This is a genomic window from Niveispirillum sp. FG148, from assembly GCF_057809655.1.
On sequence record NZ_JBMDKJ010000006.1, the window covers coordinates 292,230 to 313,568 of the forward strand.

Consider the following 21,339-nt stretch of genomic DNA (forward strand, 5'->3'; position numbering starts at 1 on the left):
GACCAACTATTGCTGGTCTGCATCGATCCCACCATGATGGAGACCTGATTATTGGCTGAGTGGCATCCATCAGCCGTGAAACCCTGCTAACATATTGATATTATGTGGGGAAACTCCTTCCAGCCGGCCGGGTGCGGCAGATGATGGAAAGATGATGGAGCCGACATTCCAGGGATGGTGGCCTGATTCCAGCCGCTGTCGGCGTGCGGGCAGAGGCCCCGCCCGCATGCTGAAACATCCGTCGCCGCTGCCCGGCCTGGCGCTCAGTTCGGCAGGATGGGGGTCAGTTGGATGATGTCCGACTGCTGGTCGATATATTGGGTGGTCAGGACGCTGCCCTTGGCGCAATCGACGGACAGGCGGCCATCGGGTGCGATGCGGGGGATTTTACCCAGCAGCTTCTCCACGCCCGTCCGGCGGTCCATGGCGATGATCTCGCCGGAGGGAGGGTCCAGCCGTACGGCATAGATCATGTCGGCACAGACCCCCACATTATGATCCCTCAGGGGCACCGGCAGTGCGACTGTGCCGCTCTCCTTCCCGTCCAGGCTGGTCCAGGTGAGCTGGCGTTCGCCGATCTCCCCTGTCAGCAGCCGGGAACGATCGGCCGAGAGTTCGACATATTCCCCGGCCTGTCCCGTCGGGACCGGTGCGCCGCCCTTGCCGTCCAGGGCCCAGATCTCCCATCGGGAGCCGATGCGCACGGGTACGCGGATGCTGCCATCCGGCAGCCAGGCCGGTGGGGTCTTGGTTTTCCCATCCTGGGTCAGGCGGATGGTTTCATCCTTGTCCACCGAGACGCGGTAAAGGTCGGAGGCCAGCCCGACCTCCGCGATGAACAGCAGTGATCGGCTGTCCGGCGACCAGCGCAGGCTGGACAGGGCGGCGCCGCGTAAATCGGTCAGGGGTCTGGGCGGATTGCCACCCTGGCTCAACCACACCTGGGCGTCGCCGGTCCGGTCGCTGATGAAGGCGATGTCGCGCCCGTCGGGCGAAACCTGGGGTTCATATTCATTTGCGGCCGAGGGGACGGGCAGGTCGCGTTCCCCGCCGGCACTAAAGCGGACGATGTCCGCATGGCCGGAATAGATCTCCATAGCGATATTGCCGTGGCTACGCGCGACGGAAAGACGGCCCATGACGCCGATGCCGGGAATGATCTGCTGCCATCGGGCCGACTGGATATCGACATACCAGAGACCGCGCCGCCCCGGCCCGTCATGCGCCAGATAGAAGCCCTGGCCGTCCGCCGACCAGTCGTAGTAGAAGCGCATCGTGTCGATGGGCAGCCGGTTCAGTTCCCGCCCGCTGGCCGCGTCCAGCACCAGGATCGACATGCGGCCGTCCGGCCAGCTGCGGGCGATGGCCAGCTTTTTGCCATCCGGGGAATAGGTGGGCATGGTGTCGCTGACATCCTCACCCGGCGGCACCGGCAGCAGATAGGGCTTGCGCCCGTCCAGGGGCATCACCTTCAGCTGCGCCAGGCGTGTGGCCGGGTGGGGCATTGTTGTGTAGACCAGGGCCTTGCCGTCGGGCATCCAGGCCATGCCGGGCAGCATGTCCCCTTCGCAGTCTCCCAGGCGTCTTTCCACACCGACCGAGACGTTGGCGACGTAGAAGGCGCAATTCCACTGGGCGTCGCTGCGCAGGAACGCGATGCTGTCATCCTGTGGCGACCAGATGGGTGACCGGTCCTGATCGGGGGTGGAGGCCAGGGGCACCGGGCGGCTGTTGGCCGCGGTACCACGCAGCATGATATCGAAATTCCCCGCGGCGTTGCGGCCCGCATAGGCCAGCCGGCGCCCGTCGCGCGACAGGGCGGGAAACAGTTCCAGCCCCGGATCGACTGTCAGCGGAACAACATCGAAGGCCGGCGCCGCCGTCAACGCCCGCCCGGTATTGGCATTCCGGGCATGGAAGAAGTAGGTGCCCGCCGCACCCAGCAGCAGCGCCGCCATCAGGGATGCCGCCAGCATCAGCCGCCGCGGCCGTGGCGACCTTGTCACCTCCTGGGCGTCGGCGGCGGGTGCGGGGACCGCTGCCGGGGCCGCCGGAGGGGCCGCATCCTCCCCTTCCGCGCTATCGGATGGGGGATCGGCGGGAGGCGCATCGGTAACGCCGGCTCCGGCTTCCACGAACAGGGCGTAGCCGAATTTCGGAATCGTTTCCACGCGGACGCGCGTGCTGCCGACATCGCGCAGGGCGCGCCGCAGCTGAAAAATGGACCGGTTCAGGCTGTCTTCGGCCACGAAGACGCCGCCCCAGCACAATTGCAGGATCGTATCGCGGGGCACCGACTGTCCCTGATACTGCGCCAGCAGCAGCAGCACCTGCATGATTCGGGGTTCGACGCGGCGCTGCCGATTGTCGATGGCGATCCGGTTCAGGGAAGGGGAGACAAGCACATCGCCCAGCACGATGTCCTGGTCCGGGCGAAGGTCAAGGTTAGGGGCAAAATGATTCATTCCCGCGTCCCACGCTACGGGTGCCGCACGCATGCAATAGCTTATGCCTCGCGGCCAAACATGGCTGCGATCAGCGTCGCCTTCGATGGATCGTCGCCCCTTGCCCGTCGATCCTTCCGCATTCTAGCTGAAATGATTGTGGCCGGGCCAGTCCTTAGGGACCGGTCCGGCCACAAAGTTGTAGGAATATCCCCTTATACCAAGAGCCATGGGACATGGCTCTTGGGTCAGTTCATGTTCCCTCAGTCGCCGGGCGCCGCCATCCGGCGGCTTGGCTTACGCGGGCACGAGCCCGCGGGCCAGCGGTCGCTGGCCTCCAAGGGGCATATTTCATGCCCCTTGGTATACCCCCCCCGGCGCCCGATCAGAACCGGACGTTCATGCCGATGCTGAACACGCGACCCAGCGGGTCATACATGCTGGGATAGGTGTTGCCGGAATTGGCCGTCGTGGAACCGGTGGTGTCGCCGATGATCGGTGGGTCCTTGTCGAAGACGTTGGTCACGCCGGCGCTGATCCGCACTTCCTCCAGCACCTGATAGGAGGCCTGCAGGTCGATATAGTTGTAGGCCTTGATATGTTCGAACTTGTCGAAGGTATTGGCCTTCTGCGTGTCCTCCAGCTCTGACCCGCCGATATGCCGCCAGGTGTAACCCAGCGACAGGTCGCCGACATTCCAGTTCAGGCGCTGCACCCAGCGCACCTTGGGCAGCGGGTTGCCAAGGCTGCTGCCGGTGCCGCCCGGGCAGCTCTTGCCGTAACGGCCCAGGCAGTCCAGCACAGGGGTCTGCACCGAGCTTTGCGATTCCTGGGTCAGGTAGTAATTGACGTTCATCTGGAACGCCAGCTGACCCCAGTCGCCGGTGGCGCCCAGATCCTCCATGTCGACATTGAAGCTGGTGCCCAGTTCCAGACCTTCGGCCCGCAGATAGTTCAGGTTGGTGGTATAGGCCTGGATGCCGGCGCCCGGCAGGGTCAGGGTGCCACCGATGCGGATGATCTTGGCGCACTGCGTCGCGTCACCGGCGATATAGCAGGCGTCCAGGATTTCCTGCGGGGCGAAGGCGCCGATCACGTCCTTGATCTTGATATTGTAGTAATCAAGCGAGATGTAGCCGTTCTTCAGCACGCCCAGGTCGGGGGTCAGCACAAAGCCGATCGTCGTGGTGTCGGCCCGTTCCGGCTCGGGCAGGGCGGTAAGATCGGTGCCGCCGAAGACATTGACCTGGCCGGCGGCGATGTCATTGACCTTGCCGACCTGTGCCGCGGACATGCCCGTGGACACGCAGCGCTGACGCAGAGTGGCGTCGGTTGCCAGGGCGTTGGCGTTGGCAATGGAGCAGGGGTCGATTTCGGCGTTCTGCAGCGCCGTCACCGACGGGGCGGCCAGTTCACCGACATTGGGCGCGCGCGCGGCGCGCTGCTGTGAACCGCGCAGGCGGACATTGTCGATCGGGGTCCAGTTCAGACCCAGCTTCCAGGTCTTGTTGACGCCGGTCGGATCATAGTCGGAGTAGCGATAGGCCGCTTCCAGGTCCAGCGACTCGAAGCCCGGCTTGTCAGCCACCAGCGGCACCAGCGTTTCGGCGAAGATCTCCTTCACATCGAAGCCGCCGGAGACAGGCAGGATATTGCCGCCGGCGCCGCCCAGGCAGGAGGCGGGCTGCAGGCGCCAGCATTCGTCGGGCGTGCGCGTGCCCTTCTCCTTGCGGTATTCGGCACCCAGGCTGATGGCCACCGAATCGTTGGCCAGCGGGCTTTGCAGCCCATGAATGGGGCCGCTGACGGAGCCGGTGACGATGGTCTGGCTGTAAGCCTGCTTTTCGATGGCGCTGGCGGTGGCGTAGGGCACCATGTCCGGCGTGATCGTGCCATAGCCGCCGAAAAGGTTGATCGGCACGCAACCGGCGGCACCGCTGCGGCATTCGGTCTTGCTGACCGCGTCCAGCGCGTTGCCGATATTGGTGACGTTGGTATAGCCCGCGGACACGTTGGTGCGGTGGCTTTCGCCATGCTGCACCGACAGATCATAGGTCCAGCCGTCGGTGATGTCACCGCGCAGCCCCGTCAGGAACTGGAAGCTGTCATTGCTGTAGGAGGTGCTGCGTGGCCCCAGTTCCTCCGTCCGGCGGCTGATGGCCAGCATGATGTCGTCGGCCTGATCGACCACACCATTGCCGTTCACGTCGCGCCAGTTGGGGAAGTCGCCACTGGTCATCACGGTGCCATCGGCGCGGCCGGCATTGGCGGCCGTGATGATGGTGTTGCGGGCGGCTGCCGACAGGAACGGATTGGCCAGCGGCACGAAGAAGGCCGAGCCGAAAATCCCCGACGGGGCGACCTGCTGGGTGTTCTTGGTGCTGGAATAGGAGAAGCGGCTGTAGCTCTCCACATGTTCATTGATCGTGTATTTGCCGGCCGCAAAGCCGCCAAACCGCTCCAGCGGTGTCTGATAGTAATTATAGGGGCTGTAATTGAAGACGGAGCAGTTGGCACCGATGGAGCCATCTTCACGGAACTGGCCCAGACCCGGACCGCCGGCAATGCCGACGCGGGTCGGGATCGTGGTGGGCGAACCACCGGAGACCACGGCGTTGGGGCCGCCGCAGCCGGCGGGTGCCGGGTCGGGCGCCTTGCCGTCCAGATAGTTCTGCAGGCCGGCACCACTGGCGCTGGCGATGCCCAGGCGGCCCAGCGGGCGGTCGCCCAGCTTCACGGCGTCGCGCTTGGAATAGTTGATGCCCAGCACGACATTGCCGCGGCCGCCATCCAGGTTGGAACCGACGGTGACATCGGCGGAATGGACGCGGCCATCGCCCTTGCCCGTGACGGAATGGTCATAGTTGGCGTCAATGCCTTCGAAATCATCCTTCATGATGAAGTTCACGGCGCCGGAGATGGCATCCGACCCGTAAACGGCCGAGGCACCGCCCGTCAGGATGTCGACGCGCTGGATCAGCGCCGTGGGGATGATGGAGACGTCGACCAGACCGTTGACATTGTATGGCGTCAGGCGCTTGCCGTTCATCATGATCAGGTTGCGCTGGGCGCCAAGGCCGCGCAGATCGACGGTCGACACGCCGGCCGTGCCGTTATTCACGTTCTGGCCATCACCCGGCACCGTCACCGGCAGCATACGGAAGATCTTCTCCACCTCCGGCTGCTGCATCGCGTCGATCTCCGCCGCGCCCACCGAATAGACGGGGCTGGTCGAGGTGTCGTTCGGTCGCGCGATGCGCGAACCGGTGACCACGATTTCCTCAATCGCTTCCTGGGCCATTGCCTGGGGCAGGGGGGCCAGTGTGGCGGCCAGGGCGGCGCCCAGCAGCAGGCGGGTGCGCATGGATCGACGCGGATTTGCGGTGGGTGTCATGATTGCCTGTTTCCCTTGTTCCGGAACGGCATCTCCTTTTCTGTTTTGTGGAGCATGCCGCGTAATAGTCGTGCCATTCGGCACCGAAGGGAGACTGTTATATGAAGATGGAGTGGACAATATATAATCGAAACAAATCCGTCGTATTGCTGGTTGTTGTGGCAAAACGGACATGACGATTTCATCTTCACTATTTTGGTCTGATGTTGTTTCTGTTTTGAGTTCATTGCATTCACGCAATTTATCTTCTAGTTGATATCAGGCCGGCTTCATCGATGGAGGCTGCATCATCGGGTTCAGTTGGTGTTTTGCAGATAATAATGAGTTGCATTTGTATGTGTGGGCGCATAGGGTGCCGCCGATTTCAAACGGGGGCAGAGAATGCGCAAAACCCTTTCCGTCCTGATGGCGGGCGCCAGTCTGATCGCGGTTCCGGCCTGGGGCCAGGCGATGGCACCGGATGTTGCGGTGGAAGAGATCGTGGTGACGGCGGCCCGCACCAAGCTGCCGGCCAATGCCCTGCCGCTGACGGTCGATGTCATCGGCAGCGCCGATCTGGCGCAGCAGGCGGCCATCGGCGGGTCGGTGGTGGATGCCGTGGCGACGCTGATCCCGTCCTTCTCTCCCACCCGTCAGAAGTTGTCGGGGGCGGGGGAGACGCTGCGCGGGCGGTCGCCGCTGTACGCCATCAACGGCATTCCGCAATCCACGCCCCTGCGTGACGGGGCCCGCGACGGCTTCACCATCGATCCGTTCTTCGTGGACCGGGTGGAGGTGATTTTCGGCTCCAACGCGCTGCAGGGCATCGGCGGCACGGGTGGCATCGTCAATCAGGTGACGGTCGGCGCACCAAGGGCCGATGGCACCAGCGGCCGCGTCCTGGTCCAGGGCACGGCCAATGACGGGTTCGAGGGCGATAGTTTCGGCGGCAAGGTGGCGGCCCTGGTCAGCCACCGCGAGGGCCGGTTCGACGCCACGGTGGGTGCGGCCTACGAGACGCGCGGCGCCTATTACGATGCCGACGGCCGCCGCGTCGGCATGGACAGCACCCAGGGCGAGACGCAGGATTCGCAGAGCACGAATTTCTTCGGGCGCTTTGGATATGAAGTGTGGGAAGGCGCCCGCCTGGACCTGACGGCCAGCCGGTTTGAGCTGAAGAGCGATGGCGACTATGTCGCCACCCCGGGCAACCGCGCCACCCATCTTTCCGGCACGTCCATCAAGGGCACCCCGCCCGGCACGCCCGCGGCCAACCGTACAGAAAGCGTGGCCCTGTCCCTGACCGATGATGATCTGGCCGGCGGCACCCTGACCTCCCAGATCTTCTTCAACCGGTCGCGCGACACCTATGGCGGGGAACCGGAGCCCATCGCCACCTTCCAGGATGTGAGCATCGCGCCCAAGAACACCCTGTTCGACCAGTCGCAGAACCGATCGCGCAAGCGTGGCGGCAAGATCGCCTATGAACGCGGCATGCCGGGGTTTGAGGATCTGACGGCCACGGTCGGTTTCGACGCCATCTGGGACACGACCGAACAGCGCCTGATCGCGACGGGCCGTTCCTGGGTGCCGCCCACCGATTTCCGCAGCCTGGCGCCGTTTGCCCAGGCCAACCTGGCCCTGTTCGACGAAATGGTGCGTCTGGCCGGTGGCGTGCGGTCGGAAAATGCCCGCATCACCATTGATGATTACACGACGCTCGCCTCCTACGGTTCCCGCTTCGTGTCCGGCGGCAGCCCGACCTTCAGCGATACGCTGTGGAATGGCGGCATCATCGTGGAACCCGTGAAGGGCCTGCGTGCCTATGCTTCCTATGCCGAGGGCTACACGGTTCCCGATGTGGGCCGCATCACCCGGTCCATCACCAAGGCCGGCATCGACCTGGACAGCTACCTGGATATCAGCCCCATCATCTCCAACAACAAGGAGATCGGGGTGGAGGGCGATTACGGCCCCTTCAAGGGCAGCGCCACCTATTTCTGGTCCAGTTCCAGCAAGGGCCAGTTGCTGGTGCTGCTGAACGGCGTCTATGAGGCGCAGCGCCAGCGCATCGAGATCGAAGGGCTGGAACTGAACCTGTCCTATGCGACGCCGCTGCCTGGCCTGACGCTGTCCGGCGGCTATGCCCACCTGAAGGGTCGCAATGACAGCGACGGGGATGGCAAGGTCGACAGCAGGCTGGACGGGGCCAACATCTCCCCCAACCGCGTCAATCTGGCCGCCACCTATGTGGCCGACAAGATCACGGCACGGCTGCAGGCGCAGACCTATCTGTCCGGCGATGTCGGGGGTGGCACCACCTTCGCCAGCTTCGGCGGCTATACGGTGGTCGACAGTTCCATCCGCTATGAACTGCCCGTGGGCGGGGTGACGCTGTCGATCCAGAACCTGCTGGACCGGGACTATATCGACTATAACAGCCAGACCCAGCGTCTGACCGACAGCCAGCGCTACTATGCCGGACGCGGCCGGACGCTGACGCTGGGCTGGGATTACAGCTTCTGATGAAGACACTGGACCTGCTGCATCGCTGGGCTGGGGGGATTGTCGGGCTGGTCCTGATGATCCTGGGCCTGACCGGGGCCTTGCTGGTCTACAAGGATGACTGGGTCACCGCACCCGGTGCCGGCGATGCGCTGGTCGGCGATCCCGCCATCGTCGGCCGGACGGTGACGGGGCTGCTGTCCGATCCGGCCGTGCGGCCGGACAGCATCGTCTTCGCCAGTGATGATTTCGGCCTGCACCGGCTGCGGGTGAAGGACGGTGCGGGGGCCTATGCCGATCAGGCGGGCACCATCGTCGCCCGCTGGGACGGGATCTGGGACCGGCCGGAACTGTGGTTGTTCGACCTGCACCATTACCTGCTGGCGGGTGAGGTGGGGGAGACCTTCATCGGCATCGTCGCCCTGATCGGGCTGTTCTTCGTCATCTCGGGCGTCATCCTGTGGTGGAAGCTGCGCCGCACCTTCCAGTTCAAGCTGTGGCCCGCCCGGATGTCGCGGCCGGCCATCATCCGCCATCACCGCGACCTGGGCGTGGTGGTGGCGCCGATCCTGTTCCTGTCCTGCCTGACGGGGGCCATGATCACGCTGCGGCCGGTCGCCGACCTGCTGCTGCGTCCGCTGGGTCCGGCGGCGGAATGGCGGGCATCCACCGCGGCCCCCAAGGTCAAGGGCGGGCCGCTGGCCGAGGCGCCGGACTGGGCCGCCATGCTGTCGGCGGCGCGGGAACGGTTCCCTGATGCGCAGTTCCGCATCCTGTCCCTGCCGCGCCGGCCGGGCGACCTGATTTCCCTGCGTCTGAAACAGCCGGCGGAATGGCTGCCCAATGGCCGCACCCTGGTCTGGTTCACGCCCGAGGATGGCCGCATGGTGGAGGCGCGATCCGCCCTGGACCTGCCGGCCGGCATGCAATTGTTCAACAAGGTTTATCCGCTGCACGCCGCCAAGGTGGGCGGGCTGGCCTGGAAACTGGTGATGACCCTGTCGGGCTTGGCCATGGCCATGCTGGGCAGCTTGGCCGTCTGGACCTTCTGGTTCCGCCGGCCCAAGCCGCAGCGGTAGGAGAGGGCAACGCTGACGCCCGTTCTTCCCGTCACCCCGGCGAAAGCCGGGGCCCAGGCGCAAAGCGGCGTCTGCCGCGATATTTGTCATATCGGCGCTGACCGCGCCTCACGCTGGGCCCCGGCTTTCGCCGGGGTGACGGGAGATAGTGACGGGGGGATGCTTCACGGGCAATCGGACAGAGCCTGGTCGTGTGCCCCTATCGCTACCCACCCCCCCGCTCAGATATGTCCAACCCCTGCCGCCCAATCATCGCGCAGGATGGCGTAGAGCAGATGGTCGGCCCATTTCTCGTTGATGCGCAGATAGGCGCGGGCATAGCCTTCGCGTGTAAATCCCACCTTTTCCAGCACGCCGCTGCTGGCATCGTTCGTGGGCAGGCAGGCGGCTTCCACCCGGTGCAGGCCCAACTGGCCGAAGGCGAAGGACAGCAGCAGCCGGGCCGCTTCCGACGTATAGCCGCGCCGGGCAAAGGGACGGCCCACCCAATAGCCCATGCTGCCCATCTGGGCCACGCCGCGGCGGATATTGGTCAGGCCGATGCCACCCACCACCTGTTCGCTGTGCTGTTCGAAGGTCAGAAAGCTGTAGCCTTCATCATCGCGCCATTCCCCGGCCTGCCGGCGCAGGCGGCGGGTGAAGGCGGTCTGGGACAGGGCGTCGGGCGGCCAGGTCGGCTCCCACGGCACCAGGAATTCGCGGCTGGCCTCCCGCAGATCCGCCCAGGATTTCCAGTCCCGCGGCTGGGCGGGGCGGATGAAGACATTGGGGCCGTCGACACGCAGGGGCGGGGGGCTTAACAGACCGTCAGGAATCAAGCGGATCATCCTGTTGCCGTCTCCCCGCCCAAGCTGTTTGTGGTTATGCCGTCAGCATAGGCGCGAACGGCCTATGCCGCCAGACGGCTCGTGACCTGATCCAGGCTTTCCAGCCCGTCCAGCGGCCCCAGCGCCGTCAGGGTCGGCGCACTGCTGAACAACCGTTCGGCACAGGCGGCCACGGCGGCCAGATCGACGGCATCCAGCTTCGCCACCGTTTCGGCCGGCGGGATGGGACGGCCATAGACCAGCAATTGTGACCCCAGCTGTTCGGCGCGGTTGGTGGTGCTTTCCAGGCCCATCAGCTGGCTGGCCTTCAACTGCGCCTTGGCGCGGACCAGTTCGACTTCCGTCAGGGTCCCGGCCAGCTTGCGCACTTCCTCGCAGATGACGGGCACCAGTTCGGCCGTGCGATCGGGCCCTGTGCCGGCATAGATGCCGAACACGCCGCTGTCGGCCATGGACCAGTTGAAGCTATGGACGGAATAGACCAGGCCCCGCTTCTCCCGCACCTCCTGGAACAGGCGGGACGACATGCCGCCACCTAGAAGGGTGGAAAGCACCATGACCGTGTGCAGGTCGGGGCTGTTATTGGCGATACCGTCAAAGCCCAGCAGCACATGCACCTGTTCCAGGTCGCGCTCCTCCCGGAACTCCCCGCCCTGGTACAAGGCCTGTTCGGCCAGCGTCGCTTCACCCGTCGGCAGGTCGGTGAACAGGCGTGCGGCCAGTTCCACCACCTGTTCGTGGGTGATATTGCCGGATGCCGCCACCACCATGTTGGCCGGCACATAGCGGCCGGCCACATAATCGACCATGGCCGCGCGCGGCAGGCTTTCCACCACATCGGCCGTGCCCAGCACAGGCCGGCCCAGCCGCTGGCGCGGGAAGGCGGTGGCCAGGAAATGGTCATAGACGATGTCGTCGGGCGTATCTTCCGCCTGGCCGATCTCCTGCAGGATGACCTGGCGTTCCTTTTCCAGCTCCCCTTCATCGAACAAAGGATGCTGCACCATGTCGGCCAGGATGCCCAGCGCCAGACCCAGATCCTCCTTCAGCACCTTGGCGTAGTAGCAGGTCTGTTCGCGGCTGGTATAGGCGTTCAGATGGCCGCCGACATTCTCGATCTCCGCCGAAATGGCGAAGGCGTCGCGCGTCGGCGTGCCCTTGAACAGCATATGTTCGACCAGATGCGCCACGCCATTGGCCGTCAGCGGCTCATGCCGGCTGCCGACGCCGATCCAGACGCCGACCGTGACGGTTTCGACATGGGGCATGGCGTCGGTGGCGACGCGCAGGCCGTTGGGAAGGATGGTGACGCGGGTGCCGGGGGCGGCGGGGAAGGGGCTGTTGCTCACGTAATCTCTGTTCCGGTTCAGGCCTTGTCGCGCGCCACACGGGACCGGGCGCGCACATAGTCCTTCAATATCTGGATATCGTTGGGAAGGATATCCATACGTTCCGTCCGTTCATAAAGATCGGCCAGATGGCGGGGCAGGGGCGGACGCACGCCCGTGGCCCGTTCCACCGCGTCGGGGAACTTGGCCGGATGCGCCGTGCCCATGACGATGACGGGAATGGCCGGGTCCAGATCGCTGGCCAGGGCCGCCGCCACGCCCACGGCGCTGTGTGGATCGACCAGATAGCCCGACCCTTCATAGGCGGCGCGCATGGTGGCCAGCGCTTCGTCGGTGTCGCAGCGATAGCCCGTGAACAGCTCCCGCACGCGGGCCAGCTGGCCCTGGCTGACCGCGAACCGGCCCGTTTCCCGGAACCCGGCCATGCAGGCGGCCACGGCCGCGCCGTCGCGATCCATCAGGTCGAACAGCAGCCGTTCGAAATTGGAAGAGACCTGGATATCCATCGACGGTGACAGGGTGGGCACCACCCCATCGGCCTTCATCTCGCCCGAGGCGAAGAAGCGGGCCAGGATGTCATTCTCGTTGGTGCCGACGATCAGGCGCGCCACGGGCACGCCCATCTGACGGGCGGCATAGGCGGCATAGACATTGCCGAAATTGCCCGTGGGCACGGCGAACGCCACCTGCCGGTCGGGCGCACCCAGGGCCACGGCGGCCGCCACATAATAGACGATCTGGGCCATGATGCGGGCCCAGTTGATGGAATTGACGGCCGACAGGTTGAGGGCGTCGCGATAGGCCTGGTCGTTGAACATGGCCTTCACGGCGTCCTGGCAATCGTCGAACGTGCCCTGCAGGGCGACATTATGGACGTTGGACGACAGGACCGTCGTCATCTGCCGGCGCTGCACCTCCGATGTGCGGCCATGGGGATGCAGGATGACGATATCCACGCGTTCGCGGTCGCGGCAGGCCTCGATCGCGGCCGAGCCTGTGTCACCGCTGGTGGCGCCGACGATGGTGACGCGGCTGTCCTTGGCGGACAGAACATGGTCGAACAGCTGCCCCAGCAGCTGCAACGCCACATCCTTGAAGGCCAGGGTGGGGCCGTGGAACAGCTCCATCATCCAGGTGCGGGCGTCCAGCTGCACCAGCGGCACAATGGCCTTGTGCGCAAAGGTGCCGTAGGCGGCGTTGACCAGGCGGGTGAAGTCGGCACGGTCGACGGTGCCGCCCAGGAAGGGCAGCATCACCTCAACCGCCAGCTCACCATAGGTCAGGCCGCGGAATCGGCGCAGATCGTCGGGCGTCAAGGTCGGCCATGCCGCGGGAACGTAAAGACCGCCATCGCGGGCCAGACCCGCCAGCAGGACATCGTCGAACGCCAGGGCGGGCGCCTGGCCGCGCGTGCTGATATAGGACACCTTTACCTCGACCCGATGCGGCTGGAATTCAAGGCGCACACCCTAGCCAGGGGCAGCCGGCCCCGCAAGGGGACGGGGCCGGCTTCGGGGTGTCATTGGCTCATGCCTGCCCCGACGGGGCGGGGACAGGGGGGCTCATGCCTGCCCCGACGGACCGCGGAGGCGCGCGCGGGCCCGATCCAACGCGCCGGGGCACCGGGTCGGGCACCACCAAAAGCGGTATGGTTCGGTGACCAGCATGTCGCATCCCTGCGCTTAGGTGGTACCAGATCGTGGGTTTCCTTCGCGGCCGCGAACGTTTATCTTAAATGCCAGATAGAGTTTGTACCTTCAGGTTGCATATTTATTGCGCAAACGGGCAGGGGTGGCGGCACGATGGGATGGACGCAGGCCTTGATGATGGGGATGATGATGGGCTTTGGCGCCTATCTCTTCACCTATCTTATGGGGCGCTACGCTGAAAGCTCCATCCAGTCCGGCCATGACTTGAAACGGATTGAGGAAGTTTTGCCCCGCCGGTCGATGCTGGAGGCAAAGTTTGATCTGCGCCGCAGCGACCGCAAGACCCTGCTGACCCAGCTGCAATCTGAACTGGCGGAATTGCGGCGCCGCCGCTTCCTTCAGGAAAAGGCCCTGGTCGACGCGCGGCGGGAGGCCAACTCGCCCGTCCGCATCGTCGGGCCGGAGGGGCAGACGGTCGTGAAGTTCCGCGCCTGGATGGTGAACCGGCAGGTGCAGCAGGCCCTGACCGATCGCAAGCGCCACCCGACGCTGGACATGGAATGGGCCAATCCGCAGGTGGTGGAGATCTGGGCCGACAATCTGTCGGACGCCAAGCGTGAGGCCGGGCGGATATACCCGATGCCATTGGGCTATAGCCTGTTGAACATCACACTGGAAGTCAAGGAGCCGGCGGCCGAGGCCGTCGCGGGCTGAGGGAACCGGCGATGAGCGGGCCGATTCTGCTGGTGGTGATGATCGTGGCGATGGCCTTTGCCCTGGCGCTGGAACAATCCATGCGCCGCGTGCGCGGTACCCGCCGGCGTGTCAGCCAGTTGATCACCAAGAAGCAGCAGCAGGTGGACCGTCTGCGTTTGGCGGGGCGTGAAAGTCTGGCCCTGGGCCGGGAAGTGCGCAACCAGCAGCGCACCGTCGACCTGCTGATCGAGGAGATCAGCCAAGTCGATGCGGAGTTGCAGCGTCTGGCCCATCCCGCCAACCGCACCTTCGTGCTGGAAGAAAAACGCGGACCCGCCGATGCCGGCTGGCATGTCACGGTAGAGGCGCCTTTGGTCGCCGTCGGCCGCGACCGCCCGACCTGGGAAGGACAGCGCCGTTTCCGCGTCTGGGCCCCCGACGAACATGCCGCCCGCGCCAAGGTGCAGAAGCGCTATGGCGTGGAACAGGGCTATAACGTCGTCGCGGTCTTCCCGGCACCGCCGCCGGTGGCCAACCGCAATGGCGACCCGGCCATGGTGTGATTGCCCCGGTGTGATTACCCCGCCGCCTTCGCCTCCAGCACGGCCTGGCGCAGTAGGGGCAGCCGGTCATTGCCGAACACCATCTCCTTGCCGGCCACGACGAAGCTGGGCACACCGAAGCAGCCGGCGGCCACCGCGGCCTGCACATGGCCGTCCAGGATGCGCTGCGTTTCCGGATCATCCAGCATGGGCTGGAACAGATGTGGCTCGATGCCGGCCGTGTCGTTGGCGATCCTGACGCACAGGGCATCATCGGCCGGGCTGGTGCCGTCGACGAAGATGGCCTTCATCAGGGCGCGGGCGAACACCTGTCCCGCATCGAAACGCCGGGCCGCCACACAGGCCAGCGCCAGACGCGGCGGGTTGGGCATGACCACGTCCTTATAATCGCGGAAGGGCACGCCATAGAGCCGGGCGAAGCGGGCCAGGTCGGTACGGCGATAATCGGGGCGGAACTGGCCCGAATGCGGCACGGCCTGTTCAAGGTCATAACCGGCGGCCTTGATCAGCGCGCGGGCCGACACGGGATACCAGTCGACCCGGCAGCCGTTTTCGACCTGCAGCTTCATCATCTGCGTACCGGCCAGATAGGCGAAGGGGCTGGCCGGCGAGAAATAGAAATCGACGGTGACGGGACCCGGCATGGCGGCTATTTCTCCCTGGGGCGATTGCGTCTGCTGGCGGCAAGGCTTGCCAGCCTTGACGACGGGATGCAAGCCCGCCGGGGCCGCGCGCACCACAGAAGCACCGGCCCGACAACGGAAAAGGTGAAAACCCGGCCACGAAAACCCGTATTGCCATAGGGCGGTGCTTTAGGGCATTGTGCCGCCCCGCACATGGTGGGGGCCTGTAGCTCAATGGTTAGAGCCGGCCGCTCATAACGGTCTGGTTGGGGGTTCAAGTCCCTCCGGGCCCACCAATCTTTTCAAGGGGTTAGCGTCGCCACGCTGGCGACGCTAACATTCCGTAAGTGAGCTGTAAGTGCAAAGGGCGTTGGCGGACGCTGGCGAACCGGGATGGGTGATTTCGAATCTTAGCTTGATCAGATTTAGGCAGGTGGTTTGTCAATCGAGTTCGTGGCATCGTCTGTCGACTCACGAGCGGATAATGAACGCCAATCCGATCTTTCAACAGTTGACCGTTCTTGTTCCCTCCTGCCGAACCCTATTAGCTGCGATGGCGTCCCATCCGAGCGCCCGTGTAAGGTGTCAGGGAAGCTGCGGCACCGATGTAAGAGCCCGTCCGGAAAGTTTACGTTTTCCTGCATAAGCGTCGGAGCATGAGGCGGATTGAGGCGAGCTTCAGGAAGTTGAGTGCCTGCGGGTTGAGATTTTCCCAATCCTTGGCAAGGCGTCTGCAACGGTTAAGCCATGCGAAGGTTCTTTTGACAACCCAGCGCTTGGGGAGCATGATGAAGCCCTTGGCCTGATCGGATCGCTTGACGATCTCGACCTTGACCTGCTTGAGGGCGGCTTTCAGACCGGTCTGGAATTTTTCGCCCTGGCACCCCCCACCGGCGAAAAGCTTCAGCAGGAAGGGGTAGAGACCGAACAGGCTGACCATCAGCACGACGCGCCATCATGATCTTGCATGTCGGCGGCATGGATGATGGCGTGCATCAGGAAGCCCTGGGTATCGACGACGATGTGCCGCTTCTTGCCCTTGATTTTCTTGCCCGCATCGTACCCTGCCGGGGCAATGCAGCGCCCTCCTTTTCAGCGCTTTTCACGCTCTGGCTGTCGATGATCGCGGCTGTCGGACTAGCGTCGCGGCCAGCCTGCTCGCGGCAGCGGAAATAGAGTTCATGGTGAAGGCGGTCCAGCGTCCCGTCCCAACTCCACAGGCTCAGATAGTCGAAAATCGTGCTGCGCGGCGGCAGGTCCTACGGGATCGCTCGCCGTTGGCAGCCAGTACCCAACACACACTTCAGACCGTTGACCACCTCCCGCAGGTCAACGCTGCGTCGGCGGCCACCACGCTTAGCCGGAGGCAACAGCGGCGACACAAGCGCCCATTCCGCATCCGTCGGGTCGCTCGGGTAACGAAGGTGATCCCGGTTATAAAGGGGCGATTCTGGGGCGTCCACATCACCGTTGTCCAGAGGATGACGCTCATGTAAAAAATCGCGCCAGCATCACCGCCCGCAACCCATTTCACATCTCCCTCTCAACTTATTGGATATCTTCTCGGAAGTACACTTATTGGAATAATAGCAAGGAGAGGATTGCTGGTATTATATGGAATAATATAAATTATTCCGATGGTGATGCCCTAGCCGTCATAAACAGATCTTGGGTATTACCCCCTTGGGGAGGAGTAACTTTTAAGTCAGCTCTGACACGAACACGTACTCCTAAATTTTCTGCCGCTTTGATGGCCAAATCTTGAATCAACTCCTCAATGTTTCGTATGCTTTGATCTGAATTTATACTTCTGTATTTGCAGATCAGCTCCTCAAGCCACTCTAATGGATACGCCACGCCCTTTGGTCTGTACGCAAGCGATATCGTTGATCCATGAAGTGGGTTACCTGAGTACGGGCAAATCCCATCTATATTTATCTTGTGTACAATGACACCTTTAACCTCACTGAGGCATGAGATTTTAACCAATGCAACCTCCACTCTTTTCTGCACAATCTACGAGAGATTTTTGTTGTTCATTGGGTGGTTGGTATATTAGAGTTCAAAAAGTCGATGCTAACGACCGGTGCTAGGTAATAGAATCTAGCTCGTTGAGCCAATGTACTCCAAACTGCAAGTTATTGTAAATCTTCAATCCATGGCGTACTATAGAAAATGGCAACCACCTGAAATTAGGAAAAAGGGAGATTACCATGGGCAGCACGGGCGGAGGGCGATTTTCTGATTACTCTAATACGCCACAGTCACCTGGGGGTGGGGGGGGTACAAGTGGGGAAGACCCATGTGGTCGGGCTTTCCAGTGTGCCTTGGAGGACGTGGCTCTCTGCGAATATTATTCCAATAATGGCACTGTCCCGGGAGTTGGGGAAGTTTTGACGATATCGTTTGATGTAAGATTATTTGCTGTTCATTCAAATGGTGAAAGAGTTGGCGTTCTTCCTACTTCATATAACTACTTGGCTGCTTGTATTAGGAGTGGATTTGCTTATCAGGGATTGGTCTTTTCGTCTGCAATTTCTCTAAGCCCATCCGTTGTGGTGGATTTTGCTCCGAGGCAATCATGAAGACGTTAGAGCCGATGCTCATTGTGGGTGAGTTAATAGTAGATTATACCCTGCCTAAACCCGGCATCAAGTGTAAGCTTCGCCTAGGTGGAGTTGCGCATGCGGCCCGTGGCTCGTGGGCGGCGGGGATTAGATATGCTGTTGCTGCCGTGTGTCCAAAGTATTTGGTGGATCAGGCTGCCGAATATCTTATTCACCATGGGTGTGAAGAGTTTATCTGGCTGGGAGAAGTCACTGGAGCCCCAAATGTAATATCTATAGTCGATGTAACTGAAGTGTCAGATCAGGGATACGAAGATATACTAAGAGATTCTAAGGAGATTGTGATCTTTAATGAGGGGGAAAGGTTATCGAAATACAAAAATGTAATAATATTTCCAGGAAAATTTGACTTGTCCTTAATAAGGTCTCAATTTTCGAAAGAGGCAGAATTTAGCTTTGATATTGCATATGATTTGTCTGATATAGATAAACTATTGGCCTATTCCGGGAGTATAAAGTGTATAATTTTATCAACATCTTCTGGGATTTTTAATAAATATGGGAGATATTCATTAGATGATATGATGTTATATTTATCTTCTATAAAATTTGAAATCTTTCTACTAAAAGAAAATAGAGGCGGTAGTAGGTTATTTATACCATCCAGTGGTGTAATTGAAGAAGTTAGTGCGTTTCTAAGCTCAACTGTTAATTCTGTTGGGGTTGGCGATGTGTATTCATCTGTTATGGTGGGTTTAAAGCACCTCGGGTGGGTTGATGCTGCTTGGAGAGGCGCGAGATCTGCGATGTATTATGCCCAAACAACTTATCCTGATGATTTTAAACTGTCAGTTTCTAGGGATTATAATCTTAGTGTTGATGAAATAAAGGGATTGAATGGTGTAGTTCTTCCTTGGCATGATAGAAAAAAATATAGCGTATATCTTGCTGCGCCTGATTTTTCTTATATTAAAAAACCTGAGATTGATCTCGCAATACAGTCTATGGAATATCACAATTTTAGAATTCGGCGACCAATTTTGGAAAATGGAGAGCTTAGCTTAAAATCAAGTCAGCCCCTGCTACTGGAAACCTATCATAAGGATGTGGACCTTTTAAAAGAATGTGATTTTATTTTTGCGATACCTCTAAATCGCGATCCAGGAACATTAGTAGAAATTGGAATGGCAATTTCTCTTGGTAAGCCGGTCATAACATTTGATCCAAGAGATGAAAATGACAATACAATGGTTATTTCTGGAAGTTATGTCTATTCAAACGATTTTGATATTTGCTTGAACGGACTTTTCCGTGCAATTTCAGATTTTAGGGGGCGGTAATGAAGGAAGTTATGCTGCTTTCATCTGGTGGACTGGATTCTACGACAGTAGCCTATCTTTTGCATTCGAGGGGGACTTTGGTACGGCCATTGTTTTTTGATTATGGTCAGCACTGTGTGGATATGGAATGGGATAGAGTTAATGAGGTTCTTCCTAAAGGTATGAGGTCGCCAGAAAGAATTAATATATCAGACATATTTCGCGGATCAAATTCCATTATGATAAGGCAGGCAGATTTATGGAACGAGAGCGTTGAAGACGACGATTTATATATTCCTTACAGAACAATGCTGTTTTTTGCCGTCGCTGCCGCCAGGGCTCAGACAATTTGTTTAGAGGAAGTATATACGGGATTTATTAACAGTAATCACGCTAAAGAAATAGACTGCACCGCCGAGTATATGAATGGGTTGGGAAATTTGATAGAAAGTATAGGTTCAATTAGATTTATTTCACCTTTCCGCTATTTTTCAAAGGCGGATGTCGTTCGTGAGGCCATCAAGCTTGGTGTTCCGATCGGGAGAACCTATTCATGTCAAGCCGCTAGTTTATTCCCTTGCGGCGCTTGCCCGAACTGCGTAGAACGCTTGGCTGCCTTGGCAGGGGTCGGGCTTTTATGATTCTTAAAAGCGGTGCAGGAGTAGGATTCGATGGCTGCAGTTGCTTCAACCACCGAGATACTGCTTGCGGCGCGCCGCATTGCAGATCGCGCGAAGACTGAAGGTGCGTTGGTCAGGCGCATTCGAGGGCGAGTTAGCTGCACTCATATGGGAGCGGTCCTTGCGGACGCAGTTCTTCAGGCGGGGCTGAACTATAACTCGGTGGTGCGGCCGAGAGTGGAAAGAATTATCCGGAAATTTCCAGAGATGGATAATATTTCGACTATTATTGATATGATGCTGCGGGGAGATACGGGGTTTTTTTTGGATTGGACTCATCAAGATAAAATAAATAGATTTCACAGAGTTGTATATTTCCTAAGAGATAAGAACATTGAGACAATGGTGGAATTAAGATATTTTTTGAAAAATAGTAATTTAAAAAATGATCTTCTTAATGTCAACGGTGTTGGTCGAAAGACAGTTGACTATCTGTCTTGTCTTGTTGGTATAGACTCTTTCGCGGTGGATAGGCATGTGCGAAAGTTTGCTAAAAGAGTTGGCGTTCCGTGGGAAGATTATGATTCTTTGCATATGTCTTTCTGCTTCGCAGCTGATCTTCTAGAGCTCCCTCGCCGTGATTTTGATGCTTGGCTCTGGCAAAAGGAAACAGATATAGCGTCAAAACAGCTGAGTCTTGCAATTTAGAATGCAACCCTTTCTCAATCGTGGCCGGTGACCACGACACACGGCGTCAACCGTCGGCCTAGGGAGGCTTAGGTTGGATGGCTAGACCGGTCCTTCGTCATCCCGCCTAATCGTTATCTTACTCTATGCAGGTCGGATGCCGACTCACGCTGGCGATATTGTCGTAGCGGGCGCGGCGTCAAGCTGATAGCGCCTCAATCTTCCTGAACAACAGCCCTCTCAGCTCCCGCAGCTCCTCAAACGCCGCATCGACCCTCTCCGCCGGCACCGCCTCGCCCCGGCGTTCAGCCAGCCACAGCTTCAGCAGGCCGCCGATGCGGCCAAGGTCGGCGTGCAGGCGGATCAGCTCCATGATGGCGTCGTAGTCCAGCGTGCTGCGGATCGGGTGGTTCAGGCCGGCGGTGCGCAGGTAGGCGGACAGGGAGAGGCTGGCCATCTTCGCCATGGCTTCGATCCGTTCCCGCTCATGGTCGTTGACCACGACGCGCAGGGTTCGTTGCCGGTCCCTGGGGGCCTGGGCCGGATCGTCGAGCCGGTCTTTCATGGTCATGTCCGTCCTTCTCCCGCTCTTCGCCCGGCGGATGCCGGATCGCGTCGAGCTGTCGGCGAGTAAGCTGTAATGTTGGGCTGTTGGCCAACATTACCTATCCTGCCCGGTCACGCATATAGTTCAAGTGTTCGTGAGAATACTGATTTATTCGCAGCTATTCGATATTAGTCTGAAGTATGTATTATTGTTCGTCTCTGCTCGTACTGGTTCTGAGCATTTTTTAGACTATTCGCGCCGATGTGATTTTACGTTACCGACTGTTCTTGCCGATTCGTATCGGTAAGCCAGAGGTGATTACATGACAGCAAGACGACAATTGACGGCGGGCAGGGTGGCGTTCCTGGCCCGCCGCGATGCCATCATGGCGGAGTTGGAGAAAGGCTGGTCGATATCGGCCGTCTATCGCCAGTTCGATCACGTCCCCGTGCGTGGTGTAGGAGCGCTGGCGCCGGGTCAGACCTGGAGGT

The 21,339-nt window shown here is 60.5% G+C and carries 14 protein-coding genes, 1 tRNA gene and 1 pseudogene; 8 read left to right on the forward strand and 8 right to left on the reverse strand.

All coding sequences use genetic code 11. The annotated features are described in order from the left end of the window. Window positions 1-263 precede the first annotated feature (263 nt). The gene (locus ACODTW_RS09590) at window positions 264-2,465 is read right to left on the reverse strand and encodes a winged helix-turn-helix domain-containing protein (protein WP_488945753.1); all 2,202 of its coding nucleotides are present in this window, start codon (window positions 2,463-2,465) and stop codon (window positions 264-266) included. Between the two features lie 364 nt (window positions 2,466-2,829). Next, entirely contained in the window at window positions 2,830-5,838 is a 3,009-nt protein-coding gene (locus ACODTW_RS09595) for a TonB-dependent receptor domain-containing protein (protein ID WP_488945754.1), read from the reverse strand. Between the two features lie 381 nt (window positions 5,839-6,219). Here ACODTW_RS09595 and ACODTW_RS09600 point away from each other — a divergent pair, with 381 nt between their 5' ends. Together ACODTW_RS09600 and ACODTW_RS09605 are read left to right on the forward strand one after the other, a co-directional pair. Beyond that, a complete protein-coding gene (locus ACODTW_RS09600; protein WP_488945755.1) occupies window positions 6,220-8,343 on the forward strand; it encodes a TonB-dependent receptor in 2,124 nt (707 codons plus the stop codon). Next, window positions 8,343-9,401, forward strand: coding sequence for a PepSY-associated TM helix domain-containing protein (locus ACODTW_RS09605; protein WP_488945756.1), 1,059 nt, complete (start codon window positions 8,343-8,345; stop codon window positions 9,399-9,401). The genes ACODTW_RS09600 and ACODTW_RS09605 overlap by 1 nt, the downstream gene beginning before the upstream one ends. Window positions 9,402-9,622: 221 nt before the next feature. On the opposite strand, the gene ACODTW_RS09610 is transcribed toward ACODTW_RS09605, so the two are convergent. The 3 genes from ACODTW_RS09610 to thrC all read right to left on the reverse strand — a co-directional run bounded on the left by ACODTW_RS09610 (window position 9,623) and on the right by thrC (window position 13,004). After that, window positions 9,623-10,228, reverse strand: coding sequence for a GNAT family N-acetyltransferase (locus tag ACODTW_RS09610; protein ID WP_488945757.1), 606 nt, complete (start codon window positions 10,226-10,228; stop codon window positions 9,623-9,625). 62 nt (window positions 10,229-10,290) lie between these two features. After that, entirely contained in the window at window positions 10,291-11,577 is a 1,287-nt protein-coding gene (locus ACODTW_RS09615; protein WP_488945758.1) for a M16 family metallopeptidase, read from the reverse strand. 17 nt (window positions 11,578-11,594) lie between these two features. Continuing rightward, window positions 11,595-13,004, reverse strand: a complete 1,410-nt coding sequence (gene thrC / locus ACODTW_RS09620; protein WP_488945759.1) for a threonine synthase — start codon at window positions 13,002-13,004, stop codon at window positions 11,595-11,597. A gap of 396 nt (window positions 13,005-13,400) precedes the next feature. Here thrC and ACODTW_RS09625 point away from each other — a divergent pair, with 396 nt between their 5' ends. Beyond that, window positions 13,401-13,940, forward strand: coding sequence for a hypothetical protein (locus ACODTW_RS09625; protein ID WP_488945760.1), 540 nt, complete (start codon window positions 13,401-13,403; stop codon window positions 13,938-13,940). Between the two features lie 11 nt (window positions 13,941-13,951). Beyond that, entirely contained in the window at window positions 13,952-14,485 is a 534-nt protein-coding gene (locus ACODTW_RS09630; RefSeq protein WP_488945761.1) for a hypothetical protein, read from the forward strand. A gap of 14 nt (window positions 14,486-14,499) precedes the next feature. Here the strand turns inward: ACODTW_RS09630 and ACODTW_RS09635 are convergent, their stop codons facing one another. Further along, window positions 14,500-15,129 carry a 2-hydroxychromene-2-carboxylate isomerase gene (locus ACODTW_RS09635; RefSeq protein WP_488945762.1) on the reverse strand — a complete coding sequence of 210 codons (630 nt, stop codon included), beginning with the start codon at window positions 15,127-15,129 and terminating at the stop codon, window positions 14,500-14,502. Between the two features lie 199 nt (window positions 15,130-15,328). Here ACODTW_RS09635 and ACODTW_RS09640 point away from each other — a divergent pair. Next, window positions 15,329-15,404 (forward strand) — tRNA-Ile (locus ACODTW_RS09640). Between the two features lie 332 nt (window positions 15,405-15,736). On the opposite strand, the pseudogene ACODTW_RS09645 reads toward ACODTW_RS09640, so the two are convergent. Continuing rightward, window positions 15,737-16,573 (reverse strand): annotated as a pseudogene (locus ACODTW_RS09645) (IS5 family transposase). Window positions 16,574-17,689: 1,116 nt separating this feature from the next. On the opposite strand from ACODTW_RS09645, the gene ACODTW_RS09650 reads away from it, so the two are divergent. From ACODTW_RS09650 to ACODTW_RS09660, 3 genes are read left to right on the forward strand one after another with little or no spacing between them, the layout of a single operon-like run. Then, window positions 17,690-19,015 carry a nucleoside 2-deoxyribosyltransferase gene (locus tag ACODTW_RS09650; protein WP_488945763.1) on the forward strand — a complete coding sequence of 442 codons (1,326 nt, stop codon included), beginning with the start codon at window positions 17,690-17,692 and terminating at the stop codon, window positions 19,013-19,015. Continuing rightward, window positions 19,015-19,635, forward strand: coding sequence for a 7-cyano-7-deazaguanine synthase (locus ACODTW_RS09655; RefSeq protein ID WP_488945764.1), 621 nt, complete (start codon window positions 19,015-19,017; stop codon window positions 19,633-19,635). The genes ACODTW_RS09650 and ACODTW_RS09655 overlap by 1 nt, the downstream gene beginning before the upstream one ends. A 30-nt stretch (window positions 19,636-19,665) precedes the next feature. Beyond that, window positions 19,666-20,322 (forward strand): HhH-GDP family DNA glycosylase, encoded by a 657-nt coding sequence (locus tag ACODTW_RS09660; protein WP_488945765.1) that lies wholly within the window; start codon window positions 19,666-19,668, stop codon window positions 20,320-20,322. A gap of 178 nt (window positions 20,323-20,500) precedes the next feature. Here the strand turns inward: ACODTW_RS09660 and ACODTW_RS09665 are convergent, their stop codons facing one another. Then, the gene (locus ACODTW_RS09665; protein WP_488945766.1) at window positions 20,501-20,872 is read right to left on the reverse strand and encodes a plasmid mobilization protein; all 372 of its coding nucleotides are present in this window, start codon (window positions 20,870-20,872) and stop codon (window positions 20,501-20,503) included. Window positions 20,873-21,339: the final 467 nt, after the last annotated feature.